Source organism: Citrobacter sp. Cb023 (genome assembly GCF_030336805.1).
Taxonomy (GTDB): domain Bacteria; phylum Pseudomonadota; class Gammaproteobacteria; order Enterobacterales; family Enterobacteriaceae; genus Citrobacter; species Citrobacter braakii.
Window position 1 is genome coordinate 182,237 of the sequence record NZ_JAOWCV010000038.1, and the last position, 13,951, is coordinate 196,187.

The window sequence follows — 13,951 nt, forward strand, 5'->3', positions numbered from 1 at the left end:
TAAGTGCCTGGTGCTTTTGCCAGACACTGGTTGTAATTTTATTACAGTGCACTGTACTGCTTTTACGTGAATCCGGAAACCGTAAACGCTTATCCAGCCGTGCTGTTACCGCGAACAGTCGCTTTATGGGCGTTTGCCGTCGCAAATTGGACAAAAAAGTCGTCTTTTTTCGTACCCCTGAAGACGTAAGAAAACCCGACTCCGATCATGTAATGAAAAAAAACAACAACTATTCTGTCCATTTTGCCCCGTTGCTGCATTAGCAGGGGTAATATCTATACACGAAATTATGCCCCGATTTCTCCGTATCATTGAAATCGTTTTTGCCCATGACCCATGAGTCTACCTACATCATGAATATGCTGGAAAAAATCCAGTTAAAACTGGAACAGTTGAGCAAGTCAGAGCGTAAAGTCGCCGACATTATTCTTGCCTCTCCCGAGCGGGCAATCCATTCAAGCATCGCCACACTTGCTGTGGAAGCCAATGTCAGCGAACCGACGGTGAACCGTTTCTGTCGCAGCATGGATACCCGCGGCTTCCCTGATTTTAAACTGCATCTGGCGCAAAGTCTGGCAAATGGCACCCCATATGTTAATCGCAATGTGGATGAGGATGACAGCGTAGAATCTTACACGGGGAAAATCTTCGAGTCAGCGATGGCAAGCCTCGACCACGTCCGCCAGTCTCTGGATAACGCAGCGGTAAACCGGGCAGTAGATTTATTAACTCAGGCGAAAAAAATTGCCTTCTTTGGCCTCGGTTCTTCTGCCGCAGTGGCGCATGACGCAATGAATAAATTTTTCCGGTTTAACGTACCGGTAATCTATTCCGACGATATTGTTCTGCAACGCATGAGTTGCATGAATTGTAGCGACGATGACGTCATTGTGCTTATTTCTCATACCGGAAGAACCAAAAGTCTGGTGGAACTGGCGCAGTTGGCGCGGGAAAATGACGCCATGGTTATCGCCCTCACCTCTCCCGGCACGCCACTGGCGCGTGAAGCAACGCTGGCAATTACTCTCGATGTACCGGAAGATACTGACATTTATATGCCTATGGTCTCTCGACTTGCTCAACTGACCGTGATAGATGTGCTGGCTACAGGATTTACTTTGCGCCGTGGGGCAAAATTTAGAGATAACTTGAAGCGTGTCAAGGAAGCGCTCAAGGAATCGCGTTTTGATAAAGAATTACTCATCAAGAGTGATGACCGCTAAAAGCAATAACAATGTTCTACCCTTTTATCATCCGGGTCGTTCATTTACCGTTAATATTTGAGAACGACCGGATTAATGTTCACGCAACACCAAGTTGTTTCAGTCAACGGAGTATTACATGTCCAGAAGGCTTCGCAGAACCAAAATCGTTACCACGTTAGGCCCGGCAACTGACCGCGATAATAACCTTGAAAAGATTATCGCCGCGGGTGCGAACGTCGTACGAATGAACTTTTCTCACGGCTCTCCAGAAGATCACAAACTGCGGGCGGATAAGGTCCGTGAAATTGCCGCAAAACTGGGACGTCATGTAGCTATTTTGGGTGACCTGCAGGGACCTAAAATCCGCGTATCAACCTTTAAAGAAGGTAAAGTATTTCTTAACGTTGGCGACAAGTTCCTGTTAGACGCCAACCTCGGCAAAGGCGAAGGCGACAAAGAAAAAGTCGGTATTGATTATAAAGGACTGCCTGCTGACGTCGTCCCGGGCGATATCCTGCTGCTCGACGACGGCCGCGTACAACTTAAAGTGCTGGAAGTTCAGGGCATGAAAGTCTTCACCGAAGTTACCGTCGGTGGCCCGCTGTCCAACAATAAGGGCATTAACAAACTGGGCGGCGGTCTCTCTGCTGAAGCCCTGACCGAAAAAGACAAAGCCGACATCGTCACCGCTGCGCAAATCAGCGTTGACTATCTGGCCGTCTCCTTCCCGCGCTGCGGCGAAGATCTGAACTATGCCCGCCGTCTGGCGCGCGACGCTGGCTGCGATGCGAAAATTGTCGCCAAGGTAGAACGTGCAGAAGCCGTATGCGACCAGAATGCGATGGATGACATCATCCTTGCCTCCGACGTGGTGATGGTGGCGCGTGGCGACCTGGGCGTTGAAATTGGCGATCCTGAGCTGGTAGGTATTCAGAAAGCGTTGATTCGCCGCGCACGTCAGCTGAACCGTGCGGTCATTACCGCCACGCAGATGATGGAATCGATGATCACCAACCCAATGCCGACCCGTGCAGAAGTGATGGACGTGGCTAACGCCGTCCTCGACGGTACCGATGCCGTTATGCTCTCAGCAGAAACTGCAGCAGGTCAGTACCCAGCTGAAACCGTCGCGGCTATGGCACGCGTCTGTTTGGGTGCTGAGAAGATCCCGAGCATCAATGTTTCTAAACACCGCCTTGACGTGCAGTTTGATAACGTTGAAGAAGCGATTGCCATGTCAGCGATGTATGCCGCTAACCACCTGAAAGGGGTCACCGCTATCATCACAATGACGGAATCCGGTCGTACTGCGCTGATGACTTCACGTATCAGTTCTGGTCTGCCGATTTTCGCGATGTCTCGTCATGAACGTACGCTGAATCTTACTTCCTTGTATCGCGGCGTCACCCCAGTTCACTTTGACAGCGAAACTGACGGCGTCGTTGCCGCCAATGAAGCAGTGAATCTGCTGCGCGATAAAGGCTATCTGGTTTCCGGCGACCTGGTCATTGTGACGCAAGGCGATGTCATGAGCACCATTGGCTCAACGAATACCACGCGTATTCTGACCGTCGAGTAACGCCCCGTTTGATGTAAAAAAGCCTCTCGTTTGAGAGGCTTTTTTTTATTTCTTCGGATAAAGATCTTTACGCTTATAAGGCTCAATTTCACCAGGTTTACGCGTCTTAAGCAGTTTTAGAATCCAGGTGTATTGCTCGAGATGCGGCGTGACAAAGATTTCCACTTCTTCGTTCATTCGTCTGGCAATGGTGTGGTCATCCGCCGTCAGGATGTCATCCATCGGAGGACGAACCTGAATCGTTAAGCGATGCGTTTTCCCATTGTATACCGGGAACAGCGGCACCACACGGGCGTGACACACCTTCATCAGGCGGCCAATCGCCGGTAACGTGGCTTTATAGGTAGCAAAAAAATCCACAAACTCGCTGTGCTCAGCGCCATGGTCCTGATCCGGCAGGTAGTATCCCCAATATCCCTGACGTACAGACTGAATAAACGGTTTGATGCCATCATTACGCGCATGCAAACGACCACCGAAACGACGGCGTACCGTGTTCCAGACATAATCGAATACCGGATTTCCCTGATTGTGGAACATCGCAGCCATTTTCTGTCCCTGGGAAGCCATCAGCATCGCTGGGATATCTACGCCCCAACCATGAGGAACCAGAAAAATCACTTTTTCATCGTTGCGACGCATCTCTTCGATGATTTCCAGCCCCTGCCAGTCAACCCGATGCTGAATTTTTTCCGGGCCGCGTATGGCGAGTTCCGACATCATAACCATCGCCTGAGGCGCAGTCGCAAACATCTCATCGACAATAGCTTCACGCTCAGCTTCGCTGCGCTCAGGAAAGCAGAGGGATAAATTGATCAGTGCTCTGCGACGCGAGCTTTTTCCCAGCCGCCCGGCCATTCTTCCGAGCTTTGCCAGAATTGGATCGCGAAATGATGCTGGCGTTAACGAAATGCCTGCTATCGCCGCCACACCAAGCCATGCACCCCAGTAGCGCGGATGGCGAAATGATTTGTGAAACTCGGGGATATATTCAATATTCTTTTTTTTCGTTTCCATGCTCTTCCAGTGTCTGGTGCGGCGAAAAGTAGATCTGCTGATAGTGTAGCGGCGCGCGATGCGCCGTACAAAATAAAAAAGCCGGCACGCATAGCGTACCGGCTCTGTCAGCGTGTTAATTAATCGAAACGCAACTGAGGAACAACCTCTTTCACCTGTGCCAGGTAATCGGTACGATCCGATCCAGTCAGGCCTTCTGTGCGCGGCAGTTTCGCCGTCAGAGGATTCACTGCCTGCTGGTTGATCCAGACTTCGTAGTGCAGATGCGGACCCGTTGAACGCCCGGTATTGCCAGACAGCGCGATACGATCGCCACGTTTCACTTTTTGTCCTGGTTTGACCAACAACTTACGCAGGTGCATATAACGCGTGGTATAGGTGCGACCATGACGAACCGCAACATAGTATCCGGCTGCGCCGCTGCGCTTCGCTACAACCACTTCGCCATCACCCACCGACAGCACCGGCGTCCCCTGCGGCATCGCAAAGTCGACACCTTTGTGCGGCGCAACGCGTCCGGTCACCGGGTTCAGACGACGCGGGTTAAAGTTGGAAGAGATGCGGAACTGCTTAGCCGTCGGGAAACGCATGAAGCCTTTCGCCAGTCCGGTACCGTTGCGGTCATAGAACTTACCGTCTTCAGCACGGATTGCGTAATAATCTTTACCTTCAGAACGCAAGCGTACGCCCAACAGTTGGCTTTGCTCACGCTTACCGTCCAGCATTTCGCGAGACATCAGTACCGAGAACTCATCGCCTTTTTTCAGTTTGCGGAAATCCATCTGCCACTGCATGGCCTTAATCACTGCGCTGATTTCAGAGCTGGTCAGTCCGGCATCTTTGGCACTGGCGACAAAACTTCCGCCCACGGTGCCTTTGATTCGGCTGTTAACCCAATCGCCCTGCTGCATTTCGCTGCTCATTTTGAAACCCGTCGCGGTGCGATCGTAAGTACGGGTTTCACGACGGGAGACTTCCCAGGTCAGGCGCTGCAAGTCACCTTCCGCGCCTAACGTCCAGGAAAGTTGCTGACCAATTTTCAGATTACGCAGTTGTTTGTCGGAAGCCGCGAGTTGGCTGATGTCACCCATATCGATGCCGTACTGATTCAGAATACTGCTCAGCGTATCGCCCGTGGAGACGACATACTCATGCACGCCGGCTTCACCAGACGTTTTGTCATCCAGTTCGTCCTGTGGAATAGCTTCGTCTTCCTGAGCGGCCTGATCGATAGGTTCGCTGGCCTCAGGCAATAGTGAACGAATCTCGCTTTTTTCCAGCTCGATAGTTTTGACGATAGGTGCAGAATCAGGATGGTAAACATAGGGCCGCCAGACAGCGACGGCCAATGTCAGTACGGTAAGCGACCCCAGCATAACGCGATGGGGCCGCGGCAGATTATTAAATGCCAGAGCGACAGAGCGGGCTATCTGTTGCACGTAATCACTTCCTCATTAATCTCCTTTCAGGCAGCTCGCATACTGGTTGGCTAATTGGTTCAAAAACGCTGAATAGCTTGTTTTACCCAGTTTGATATTCGTTCCGAGCGGATCCAACGTTCCCATTCGAACGGATGTCCCTCTCGCGACGGCTTCAACGACCGCTGGCCTGAACTGTGGCTCAGCAAAAACGCAGGTTGCTTTTTGCTCAACCAACTGTGTTCTTATTTCATGTAAACGCTGCGCACCAGGTTGAATCTCAGGGTTCACGGTAAAGTGACCAAGCGGTGTTAGTCCGTAGTGTTTTTCGTAGTAGCCATAGGCGTCATGAAAAACGAAGTAACCTTTTCCCTTGAGCGGCGCGAGCTCGTTACCTACCTGCTTATCGGTTGCGGCTAATTGTGCCTCAAAATCCTTCAGGTTGGCGTCAAGTTTGGCTCGACTTTGCGGCATAAGTTCCACTAATTTTTCATGGATTGCAACCGCTGAGGCCCGTGCTATCTCTGGGGAAAGCCAAAGATGCATGTTGTAATCGCCGTGATGGTGATGCTCGTCACTTTTTTCACTGCCGGCATCATTATGTCCATGATCGTCATCATCGTCGTCAGCACCTTTCATGAGTAACGGTTTCACGTCATTGAGCTGCGCAATCGTTACCTGTTTTGCGTTAGGAATATTCTTGACTGATTTTTCCATAAACGCTTCCATCTCAGGTCCAATCCAAACGACTAAGTCCGCGCCCTGTAAGCGTTTTACGTCTGAAGGACGTAATGAGTAATCGTGTTCGGAAGCCCCGTCAGGCAGCAGAACCTGGGTGTCAGTAACCCCGTCAGCAATGGCTGAAGCGATAAACCCCAGTGGCTTAAGAGAGGCCACGACAGCGGCATTTGCCGACTGTGTTGCACTACCCCAAAGAGCAGCGGATAATGCTGCGAAAAGAAGCGTATTTTTATGTAACATAATGCGACCAATCATCGTAATGAATGTGAGAATTGTGATATTATAACATTCTATAACTTCTGCAAGACTAAAATTGATATGACGACTTTGGTTTCACTGGAAAATGTCTCGGTCTCTTATGGTCAACGCCGCGTCCTCTCTGACGTATCGCTTGAACTTCGACCCGGTAAAATATTGACGCTTCTCGGCCCAAATGGTGCCGGGAAATCTACGCTGGTGCGCGTTGTATTAGGGCTGGTAGAGGCTGATGAGGGAGTTATCAAGCGTAATGGTCGATTGCGGATTGGCTATGTGCCGCAAAAACTGTACCTCGATACGACGCTTCCGCTGACGGTAAGTCGGTTTATGCGCCTACGTCCCGGCACCAAAAAAGAAGATATCCTTCCGGCACTGAAGCGTGTTCAGGCCGGACATCTGATGAATGCGCCGATGCAAAAACTCTCTGGCGGGGAGACACAACGCGTCCTGTTGGCCCGTGCTTTATTGAATAAACCTCAGCTACTGGTGCTTGATGAGCCAACCCAGGGCGTGGATGTCAATGGGCAGGTCGCACTGTACGATCTTATCGATCAGTTGCGACGTGAACTGGATTGCGCCGTACTGATGGTTTCTCATGACCTGCATCTGGTGATGGCAAAAACCGATGAGGTACTGTGCCTGAACCATCATATTTGTTGTTCTGGTGCGCCGGAAGTGGTTTCCATGCACCCGGAATTCATCTCAATGTTCGGACAACGCGGTGCCGAACAACTCGGAATTTACCGTCATAATCATAATCACCGCCACGATTTACAGGGTCGTATCGTCTTACGCCGGGGAAATGGTCACTCATGATTGAATTGTTATTACCCGGTTGGTTAGCCGGGATCATGCTGGCCTGTGCCGCTGGCCCGCTCGGCTCGTTTGTGGTCTGGCGTCGAATGTCTTATTTCGGTGATACGCTGGCCCACGCTTCGCTACTGGGGGTCGCCTTTGGCCTGCTGCTGGATGTAAACCCTTTCTATGCGGTCATCGTCGTCACCTTGTTGCTGGCAGGCGGTCTGGTATGGCTGGAAAAGCGCCCTCACCTTGCGATCGATACTTTATTGGGCATTATGGCCCACAGTGCGCTGTCATTAGGGCTGGTTGTCGTCAGCCTGATGTCCAACATCCGTGTAGATCTGATGGCCTATCTGTTTGGTGATTTGCTCGCCGTGACGCCAGAAGATCTTATCTCCATCGCCATTGGGGTGGTTATCGTTCTGGCGATTTTGTTCTGGCAGTGGCGCAACCTGCTGTCGATGACCATCAGTCCGGATCTGGCATTTGTGGATGGCGTGAAGCTGCAACGCGTTAAGCTACTGCTGATGCTGGTCACAGCATTAACTATTGGCGTGGCGATGAAATTTGTCGGGGCGTTAATTATCACCTCACTGCTTATTATCCCTGCGGCAACCGCCCGTCGCTTTGCCCGTACGCCAGAACAGATGGCAGGGGTTGCCGTTGGTGTGGGAATGATAGCGGTTACAGGCGGGCTGACCTTCTCGGCCTTCTATGACACCCCGGCAGGTCCTTCCGTGGTGCTGTGTGCTGCGCTGCTGTTTATCTTCAGCATGATGAAAAAACAGGCGAGCTAATGCGTATTTTAGCCGGATGGAGGCTATCACCTTATCCGGCTTTTTATTTCATGAGCGAAATGCTTCCCTTCCCGCGGTTTATTAAATGTTTATCCCCACAGCCACATAATCAGCGTTAGACTATAAAATTGATTTTGTAAATTTAGCAATTACAGTCAATTACCATAAAATCAATCAGTTAATGAAAAATCGCCTTGGACAATTTCGGGCAATGTGAGTCATTTCATCGCCCCAAATCATGCCCCGAACTGATTTTTGCCCCCAAATTTGCCCCCAAAAATTAACAATCGATGGTGGTCTAAGCTGCCGCTAATTTATGCACGTTCTGAAACTGCAACCATCAGCAGAATGTTTAAACCACTCTGGCAGCATGGCCGTGTAATTTGCTTAGCTGATGGCTGGTAAGAATGGAAAAAGGAAGACGACAAGAAACAGCCTTGCTTTATTCATCGGGCCGATGGTGCCGTACCGGCTGATAAATTTATACCACACGCGGTGACGCGTGCCGTTGGAAATGTGAAAAATCAGGGGCCCCAGTTAGCTCAACCAATGTGACGCAGCATTACATTGCCAAATTCATAGCTACCATTTGATATAATTGAAATTATCATGCTTTCTACTTTCAAAAACAGCCAGTGGCTACCTTTTACAACTCATTGATTATCTAAACTTTGATTTTAGTTTTGGGGAAGAGTTTTCGCCAAGAATCCAAGTTTTTCGCCGGCACATTCAACGCGCTACCACTATTGGCAAACCTCGATGATAAAGCTTTTACTGCCGCTGAAGTCCGCTATGAGCGAGAAGCGGACACCTGCATATGTGTCGATGCTCTCAAAACTCAACGATTTGTTTTTAGTGGCACTTACACTTGGGCGATTGTAGACACAATCAGGAAGAAAGAAGGGTAATAGCCACTTAAGGAAGCCGCATTCGACAGCACAATCCGTATTGAATGAGCCACACCTTCCAGGTCCTAAGTATTAAAATGAGTACCAGAATTTCATTAGTTGATATTCAAATGGGCCATAAGAGGCCTGAAATGTCATTCAGGCCTCTTATGATCTTTTATAAAACAATTTAAAAACCATAGAAAAAATAACGTCAGAAACTTAACCTATTACTATTTTTCCTTCTTATTAATCACATTACCTATTACTTCAAATGCTTTCTCATAAACACTATCTGGCGACTTTCCTATAGAAATAACTCTTGGAGAAAACTCCTTCGCAAAAGAAATAGCTTTATCTGTATTCCCTTCCGATACAATTAAAGCTAAGGCTTGAGAATCGTAAAGCTCCGCCAATTGTGCGTAGTACCTCATAAACATCACTGATATTTGAACAAGGAACACAAGTAATAATATTGAACATATGGAAAATGCGATTGTTGCGAAAGAAGTTGTAACGCTGTTAATTATGTTTCCTTGACCTAATCTATATCGCACACCTTTCAAATCTGCATAACTATCCATAATCCTCGATTTCACCTCTAGGTTTTTTACCATCCGCTCAAATTCATCCTTAGAAGCCTCTAATGACTTACCATTGTCTGGCTCGTTTGTTTTTGCTATTTTATTTGAATTTGATGATGCGATTCCAGCCAGTAAATTAGAAGTATTGATAGCATTGGAATACATAGCTTCAATGCCACTATCGATATTGTCATTCAGTGATAATTTTTTGAAGACATCACTCATTCCCTTGGCAAGCCCACTTGTTGTGTTTATATATATTATCCCAAAAATAACAAGAGAAAGAATGAATAGCACTGACGCAATTATTGACCTTGTTTTTCGAGCAGAGGACGCCCTTCTTCTCAAGTTATCAATTGCTATGGAAAAATCATTTACATCCATTTATAATGCCCTTTTGAAGGAAGTATATTGTCTAAATAAAATTAAACTTTCATAAAGTTTAAACTATGTAATACAATTTGCAATGGACCTAACTATCGTTCTAAATTTTAATCATCTTATCATTAGTTCCTTGAGAAAAGCACATGTAATTAATGATAAACCTGACTCCATTACTTTACAATTAATTACCAAGCTGAGAAAGTCATTCATAAAAGCCTATCCTGGCTAACATCTCGGCTGTTTTTGTGCTCCATCGAGTACTTGCATGGATTCGCCATCGCAAAGTTCAAAGAATTCATTCCTCCACTCAACATTAGTGCTTTTGGCTTGTGAACATGAGATTTCTTTCCCACTGAGGTAACGTTTAGAATTAAAAATAACACCAAAATTGAGTCCAGGTTTATGCTTGTAAAGACCGACCAGTTGAGGCGCCCCACCTGTATATTTATCACTTTTACTCAATATAGCTTCACAAAGAGAGCTAAATACAAAGCGACTATAATTTTTTTTAATATACCCTTCATTTTTATCAGAAACCAACTTATCGCCAATACACCACTTGTTGTTTATTGTTTCTTGAATCGCGGCTCCGGAACCAGCTTTGGCAACGACATTAGATTCATTTGGCAATTCAATCTCACTCCAAACGAACCCATTTTTAGAAAATTTAATCTCAGCAATATGAAACTGTGATTTCATCTTAAATCCAATCCTAGTAGCGTATATAATAGTACCAGCCCCTATTCGATTTCCGGAGAGATTGCTAACCTTTTCATTCAAAAAAAGTATTACTTTTTGAATTTTTAACTCGAATGAGTCTGAATGCTCAATCAAGATGTCGTCATCAATGTGACCTATTAATTGTTGCAATGTATGAACAGCAATTTCAGCACGTCCACTATACCCAAATATCTCAGGGTAAAAACGTGATGAAAATACTTTTTGAGTACTATCCCAGCAATCTCCATAGTCCATCCATGTAATTCTGCTATCAGAGGCGATATAAACTGATCCAATGCGCTGGCTGTCAACCCCGACCCATGCAATCAAAGTAGTCATAGCTTTACAATACTTAATAGATTAGATAGTCTTAGTGTATTGGTAAAGTGACACCTAGACAAGCAATCCCGGGCCCCTCCACCAAATCTATGGGGGGGACAGTTAGAGCACATTTCCCCAGGCAACTGGGGGAGTCCCGGTTCAAAAATCTGCCAGTAACTCAATTCTTTTACGATCGCCATAGGCAGTTAAGACCTACGTAGCGCTATACTTCTACATATAAACAAATATTTTGAAATGTACGTTTGCCGTTGGTTTGGAGATTTAACCAACTCATTGGTAATGAGTCACCTATAACTTCATTTTTCTAAGTACTGCCCGCATGTCAAAATAAGGCTATTAAATAGCACAACAACCATTTCCTGAATTAGTTCAAATTTTGGACTAGAGGTCCGCTTCTGGCACATAGCAGCCCTTAAGCGGTAACTCGCCATCATGGGGTGTCGGGGGGGCGGAGGTTCAAATCCTCTCGCGCCGACCAAAAATCCTTTAATAACCAGCCTGTTACGGCTGTTTTTTTATGTCTGTTTTCTGAAAGGGGAAGCTTCGGGGAATTACTGGGAAAAAGTCCGTCAAATGTTGTCTATTAATCGCTCTCGAACACAATGATTAAGGCCCCCTTCACTTTCGGAATTCATCAATTCACAAAGAAATCATTCCGATTTATTTTACAAGCTCCGTTTAAATCTTTAACGGTGCGCACCACTTTTTCTTACTGCCCAATACTTTTAGTCTGACATATGGCTGGAGGTTTCTATGTGTGGACGCTTTTCACAGTCAATGACACGAGAGGACTATCTTGCCCTGCTCGCTGAAGAAGGTGAACGCGACATTCCATACAATTTTGAGCCAACTAGCTGATTGAATGCGGCAAGATATCAAAATCCTTCTGCAGCTAAATTTATATAGCTCGCGGTTACGCGTGTTATATAGAATGTGAAAACAATGAAAATAAAGTAATAACTATTAAGGCAAATTGGCATCCTCGACTAATTTTGTCAATTTATCTATAGATAACGGCTTTGAGTAATACCATCCCTGTACACCGCACTCAGGGAACATTTCAGTTAAATAATTAACCTGAGTTGATGTTTCCACACCTTCGAATACGACCTTATGAGTTATATCTTTAAAAATCTCTACCAATCCTGATAATAAATTATTACTTATAGAGTATTCATCGATAGAGTCTGTAATTGATTTATCAATTTTAATTTCATCTATTTGTAAACTTGACAGCCAGTTTAAATTTGAATAGCCCGTCCCGAAATCATCAATGGCTATTGAAATACCTTTATCATTAAATAAAGAAATTACCTTTTGGAGTGAATTTAGATCCGCACTCTGTCTTTCTGTTAATTCCATCATTATCATTCCGGGCTTTATATTTAATTCATCGATCATCTGAAACACTTTTCTTTGAAAAGATTCAGACAAAAGGTCTTGTGAACTAACATTAATGCTTATAAAGACATTAAATTTTTCAGAAAGGGACCTAGCTTCTTTTACTACCATTCGAAATACAAGATTACTTACATCTTGAATTAAATTATGTCTCTCTGCAATAGGGATAAAAATATCAGGAGGAATGCTACCAATATCATGGTCATCCCATCTAATTAGTGCCTCTACACCAATAACCATACCGGTTTTTATTTTATAAATAGGTTGATATACAAGATATAATGATTCATTTCTTATGGCATTTTTTAATCTTGATACTAATGATTGTTTGCGTGCAACCTTTTGATTATAAACAACACCTAAAAGAACACCTGTTACAATAGATGTAAATGCAATCAACAATATCATTAACCAATTATCGAAACTCACCCACGGAAATTTAACTCCTCCCATGACACAGATGTCATGTTTTCCATTACAACTTTGCGTAGTAATAAGTCCTAACTGATAGGATTTATCATGTTTAGCCTCCTCAAGCAGATCGACCAGTTCACCAAACCTAAACAAATGAAGAGAATGATCTCTATTGCCGACAATTGCTGAAAATCCTTTCTCTTCATGGTCTGTAGCAAATCTGTTAAAAGCAAATGGTGAAATCGTTATAGCTAATTTTTGGTTGCTTAGTAAATCAGCTTTAACATTATTTTCCAACAACACGCCAAAAAACCACGTCAAGTTATCCTTTTCAACTTTTCTATCGTATATGTTGAGTAATAATGGTGCTGGCAACTTTCCCCACAACGCAGTACAAGTAATTGCCCCATTAGAAATAAATGATATATCCTTTATAAGTGCATAAGGCCATAGAGCGATTCTTACAGCATGAAGCTGTAGTTCACTACAGGGACTATAAGCATCAAACATCTCATAACCATCATTTATTTCATCAATCTGTTGAATGAGACTAACACTTCTATTCAATACTCGTTCTGTATATGAACCGATACGCTCCTTATATATATAATAAGTAGAAATCTCAGTTAACGACAAAAACAGCAAAAATGAAAATGTGATTGATATCACATAGGGCTTAAGTGTAGTCAATTTGTAGTTCTTTATCACACAAACCTCTTAATATATCCTAACCCTTTGTGACAACATACATTCCACTATCAATATACAATGTTGAACATACAATTAAAATAGATTATCGGCAACAATAGTTGTTTCTTTATACTTTCCATTAGAAACTGACATCATACTATAGTACAAAACTATATAAGTGAGATTTATGTCTCCATTTCAATCAAGTACATGTCTCCCTACATGTACAAACATCGTGAACATGATAGCATTCAAGGGGGCTGAGTATGATGAGGGAGCGTTCTTCCCCCGATGCTGGTGTTCGGGTAAAACCGCTCATGACACTGCCGGCGATCAACACTGACGCCAGCAAGTATGGGAAGGAACAGATTAGCTGTACTGTTCAGGAAATGTTTGAAGAGGCTGATTGTGGCTGGTTTCAGATTAAACGCCTTGAACCATCATATTGCTTAAGTACAATCCGCCGTGACTGGCAATCATTCAATACTCGCACTATCGAACGTTCGCCAGTTCGCCGCCGCCCGTTCTCGCATACGACGACGCGTGGCGTCTTCTCAACACCGCGCAGGTAATTTTTTGTATAGCGTCGACACCCCTACATCATAAATTATAGCCAAACGTTTTCTTGACTCACCTGCAGCAATCAACCTTCCAGCCTGAGCCCACTCTTCTGCGGTTAACTTTAGTCCTCTTGCACAAAAGACATCGATATA

At 45.3% G+C, this 13,951-nt stretch carries 9 protein-coding genes and 5 pseudogenes; 7 read left to right on the forward strand and 7 right to left on the reverse strand.

Going from position 1 to position 13,951, the window contains the following annotated elements:
• Window positions 1-353 precede the first annotated feature (353 nt).
• Window positions 354-1,223 (forward strand): MurR/RpiR family transcriptional regulator, encoded by an 870-nt coding sequence (locus tag OGW44_RS14590; RefSeq protein ID WP_019076523.1) that lies wholly within the window; start codon window positions 354-356, stop codon window positions 1,221-1,223.
• Between the two features lie 118 nt (window positions 1,224-1,341).
• Window positions 1,342-2,784, forward strand: a complete 1,443-nt coding sequence (gene pyk / locus OGW44_RS14595; RefSeq protein ID WP_046276423.1) for a pyruvate kinase — start codon at window positions 1,342-1,344, stop codon at window positions 2,782-2,784.
• A gap of 45 nt (window positions 2,785-2,829) precedes the next feature.
• Here pyk and lpxM read toward each other — a convergent pair whose 3' ends face one another.
• From lpxM to znuA, 3 genes are all read right to left on the reverse strand, one after another.
• Window positions 2,830-3,801 (reverse strand): lauroyl-Kdo(2)-lipid IV(A) myristoyltransferase, encoded by a 972-nt coding sequence (gene lpxM / locus OGW44_RS14600; protein ID WP_185654377.1) that lies wholly within the window; start codon window positions 3,799-3,801, stop codon window positions 2,830-2,832.
• A gap of 119 nt (window positions 3,802-3,920) precedes the next feature.
• Window positions 3,921-5,240: a murein DD-endopeptidase MepM gene (gene mepM, locus OGW44_RS14605; RefSeq protein WP_016152763.1), complete on the reverse strand. Its 1,320-nt coding sequence runs from the start codon at window positions 5,238-5,240 to the stop codon at window positions 3,921-3,923.
• A 15-nt stretch (window positions 5,241-5,255) separates the two neighbouring features.
• Complete coding sequence (gene znuA, locus OGW44_RS14610; protein ID WP_019076521.1) at window positions 5,256-6,200, reverse strand: zinc ABC transporter substrate-binding protein ZnuA; 945 nt, start codon at window positions 6,198-6,200, stop codon at window positions 5,256-5,258.
• Between the two features lie 78 nt (window positions 6,201-6,278).
• Between znuA and znuC the strand changes: the two genes are divergently transcribed.
• The 3 genes and pseudogenes from znuC to OGW44_RS14625 all read left to right on the forward strand — a co-directional run.
• The gene (gene znuC / locus OGW44_RS14615) at window positions 6,279-7,034 is read left to right on the forward strand and encodes a zinc ABC transporter ATP-binding protein ZnuC (RefSeq protein ID WP_016152761.1); all 756 of its coding nucleotides are present in this window, start codon (window positions 6,279-6,281) and stop codon (window positions 7,032-7,034) included.
• Window positions 7,031-7,816: a zinc ABC transporter permease subunit ZnuB gene (znuB, locus tag OGW44_RS14620; protein WP_016152760.1), complete on the forward strand. Its 786-nt coding sequence runs from the start codon at window positions 7,031-7,033 to the stop codon at window positions 7,814-7,816. The genes znuC and znuB overlap by 4 nt, the downstream gene beginning before the upstream one ends.
• 291 nt (window positions 7,817-8,107) lie before the next feature.
• Window positions 8,108-8,371 (forward strand): annotated as a pseudogene (locus OGW44_RS14625) (SOS response-associated peptidase family protein); the annotation flags it as partial.
• Between the two features lie 871 nt (window positions 8,372-9,242).
• Here OGW44_RS14625 and spr read toward each other — a convergent pair.
• Both spr and OGW44_RS14635 read right to left on the reverse strand, forming a co-directional pair.
• A pseudogene (spr, locus tag OGW44_RS14630) lies at window positions 9,243-9,452 on the reverse strand (bifunctional murein DD-endopeptidase/murein LD-carboxypeptidase); the annotation flags it as partial.
• A 444-nt stretch (window positions 9,453-9,896) separates the two neighbouring features.
• Window positions 9,897-10,730 carry a hypothetical protein gene (locus tag OGW44_RS14635; protein WP_185654522.1) on the reverse strand — a complete coding sequence of 278 codons (834 nt, stop codon included), beginning with the start codon at window positions 10,728-10,730 and terminating at the stop codon, window positions 9,897-9,899.
• Between the two features lie 756 nt (window positions 10,731-11,486).
• Here OGW44_RS14635 and OGW44_RS14640 point away from each other — a divergent pair.
• Window positions 11,487-11,582: pseudogene (locus OGW44_RS14640) on the forward strand (SOS response-associated peptidase); the annotation flags it as partial.
• Window positions 11,583-11,696: 114 nt separating this feature from the next.
• Here OGW44_RS14640 and OGW44_RS14645 read toward each other — a convergent pair.
• A complete protein-coding gene (locus tag OGW44_RS14645; protein ID WP_153647147.1) occupies window positions 11,697-13,238 on the reverse strand; it encodes an EAL domain-containing protein in 1,542 nt (513 codons plus the stop codon).
• 284 nt (window positions 13,239-13,522) lie between these two features.
• Between OGW44_RS14645 and OGW44_RS14650 the strand changes: the two are divergent.
• A pseudogene (locus OGW44_RS14650) lies at window positions 13,523-13,665 on the forward strand (DinI-like family protein); the annotation flags it as partial.
• 127 nt (window positions 13,666-13,792) lie between these two features.
• Here OGW44_RS14650 and OGW44_RS14655 read toward each other — a convergent pair.
• Window positions 13,793-13,921, reverse strand: a pseudogene (locus tag OGW44_RS14655) (helix-turn-helix domain-containing protein); the annotation flags it as partial.
• Between the last annotated feature and the right edge of the window lie 30 nt (window positions 13,922-13,951).

Coding starts and splice junctions, on each gene's coding strand:
- OGW44_RS14590 (WP_019076523.1), top strand. CDS start 354: ATGAATATGCTGGAAAAAATCCAGTTAAAACTGGAACAGTTGAGCAAG.
- pyk (WP_046276423.1), top strand. CDS start 1,342: ATGTCCAGAAGGCTTCGCAGAACCAAAATCGTTACCACGTTAGGCCCG.
- znuA (WP_019076521.1), bottom strand. CDS start 6,200: ATGTTACATAAAAATACGCTTCTTTTCGCAGCATTATCCGCTGCTCTT.
- lpxM (WP_185654377.1), bottom strand. CDS start 3,801: ATGGAAACGAAAAAAAAGAATATTGAATATATCCCCGAGTTTCACAAA.
- OGW44_RS14635 (WP_185654522.1), bottom strand. CDS start 10,730: ATGACTACTTTGATTGCATGGGTCGGGGTTGACAGCCAGCGCATTGGA.
- znuC (WP_016152761.1), top strand. CDS start 6,279: ATGACGACTTTGGTTTCACTGGAAAATGTCTCGGTCTCTTATGGTCAA.
- znuB (WP_016152760.1), top strand. CDS start 7,031: ATGATTGAATTGTTATTACCCGGTTGGTTAGCCGGGATCATGCTGGCC.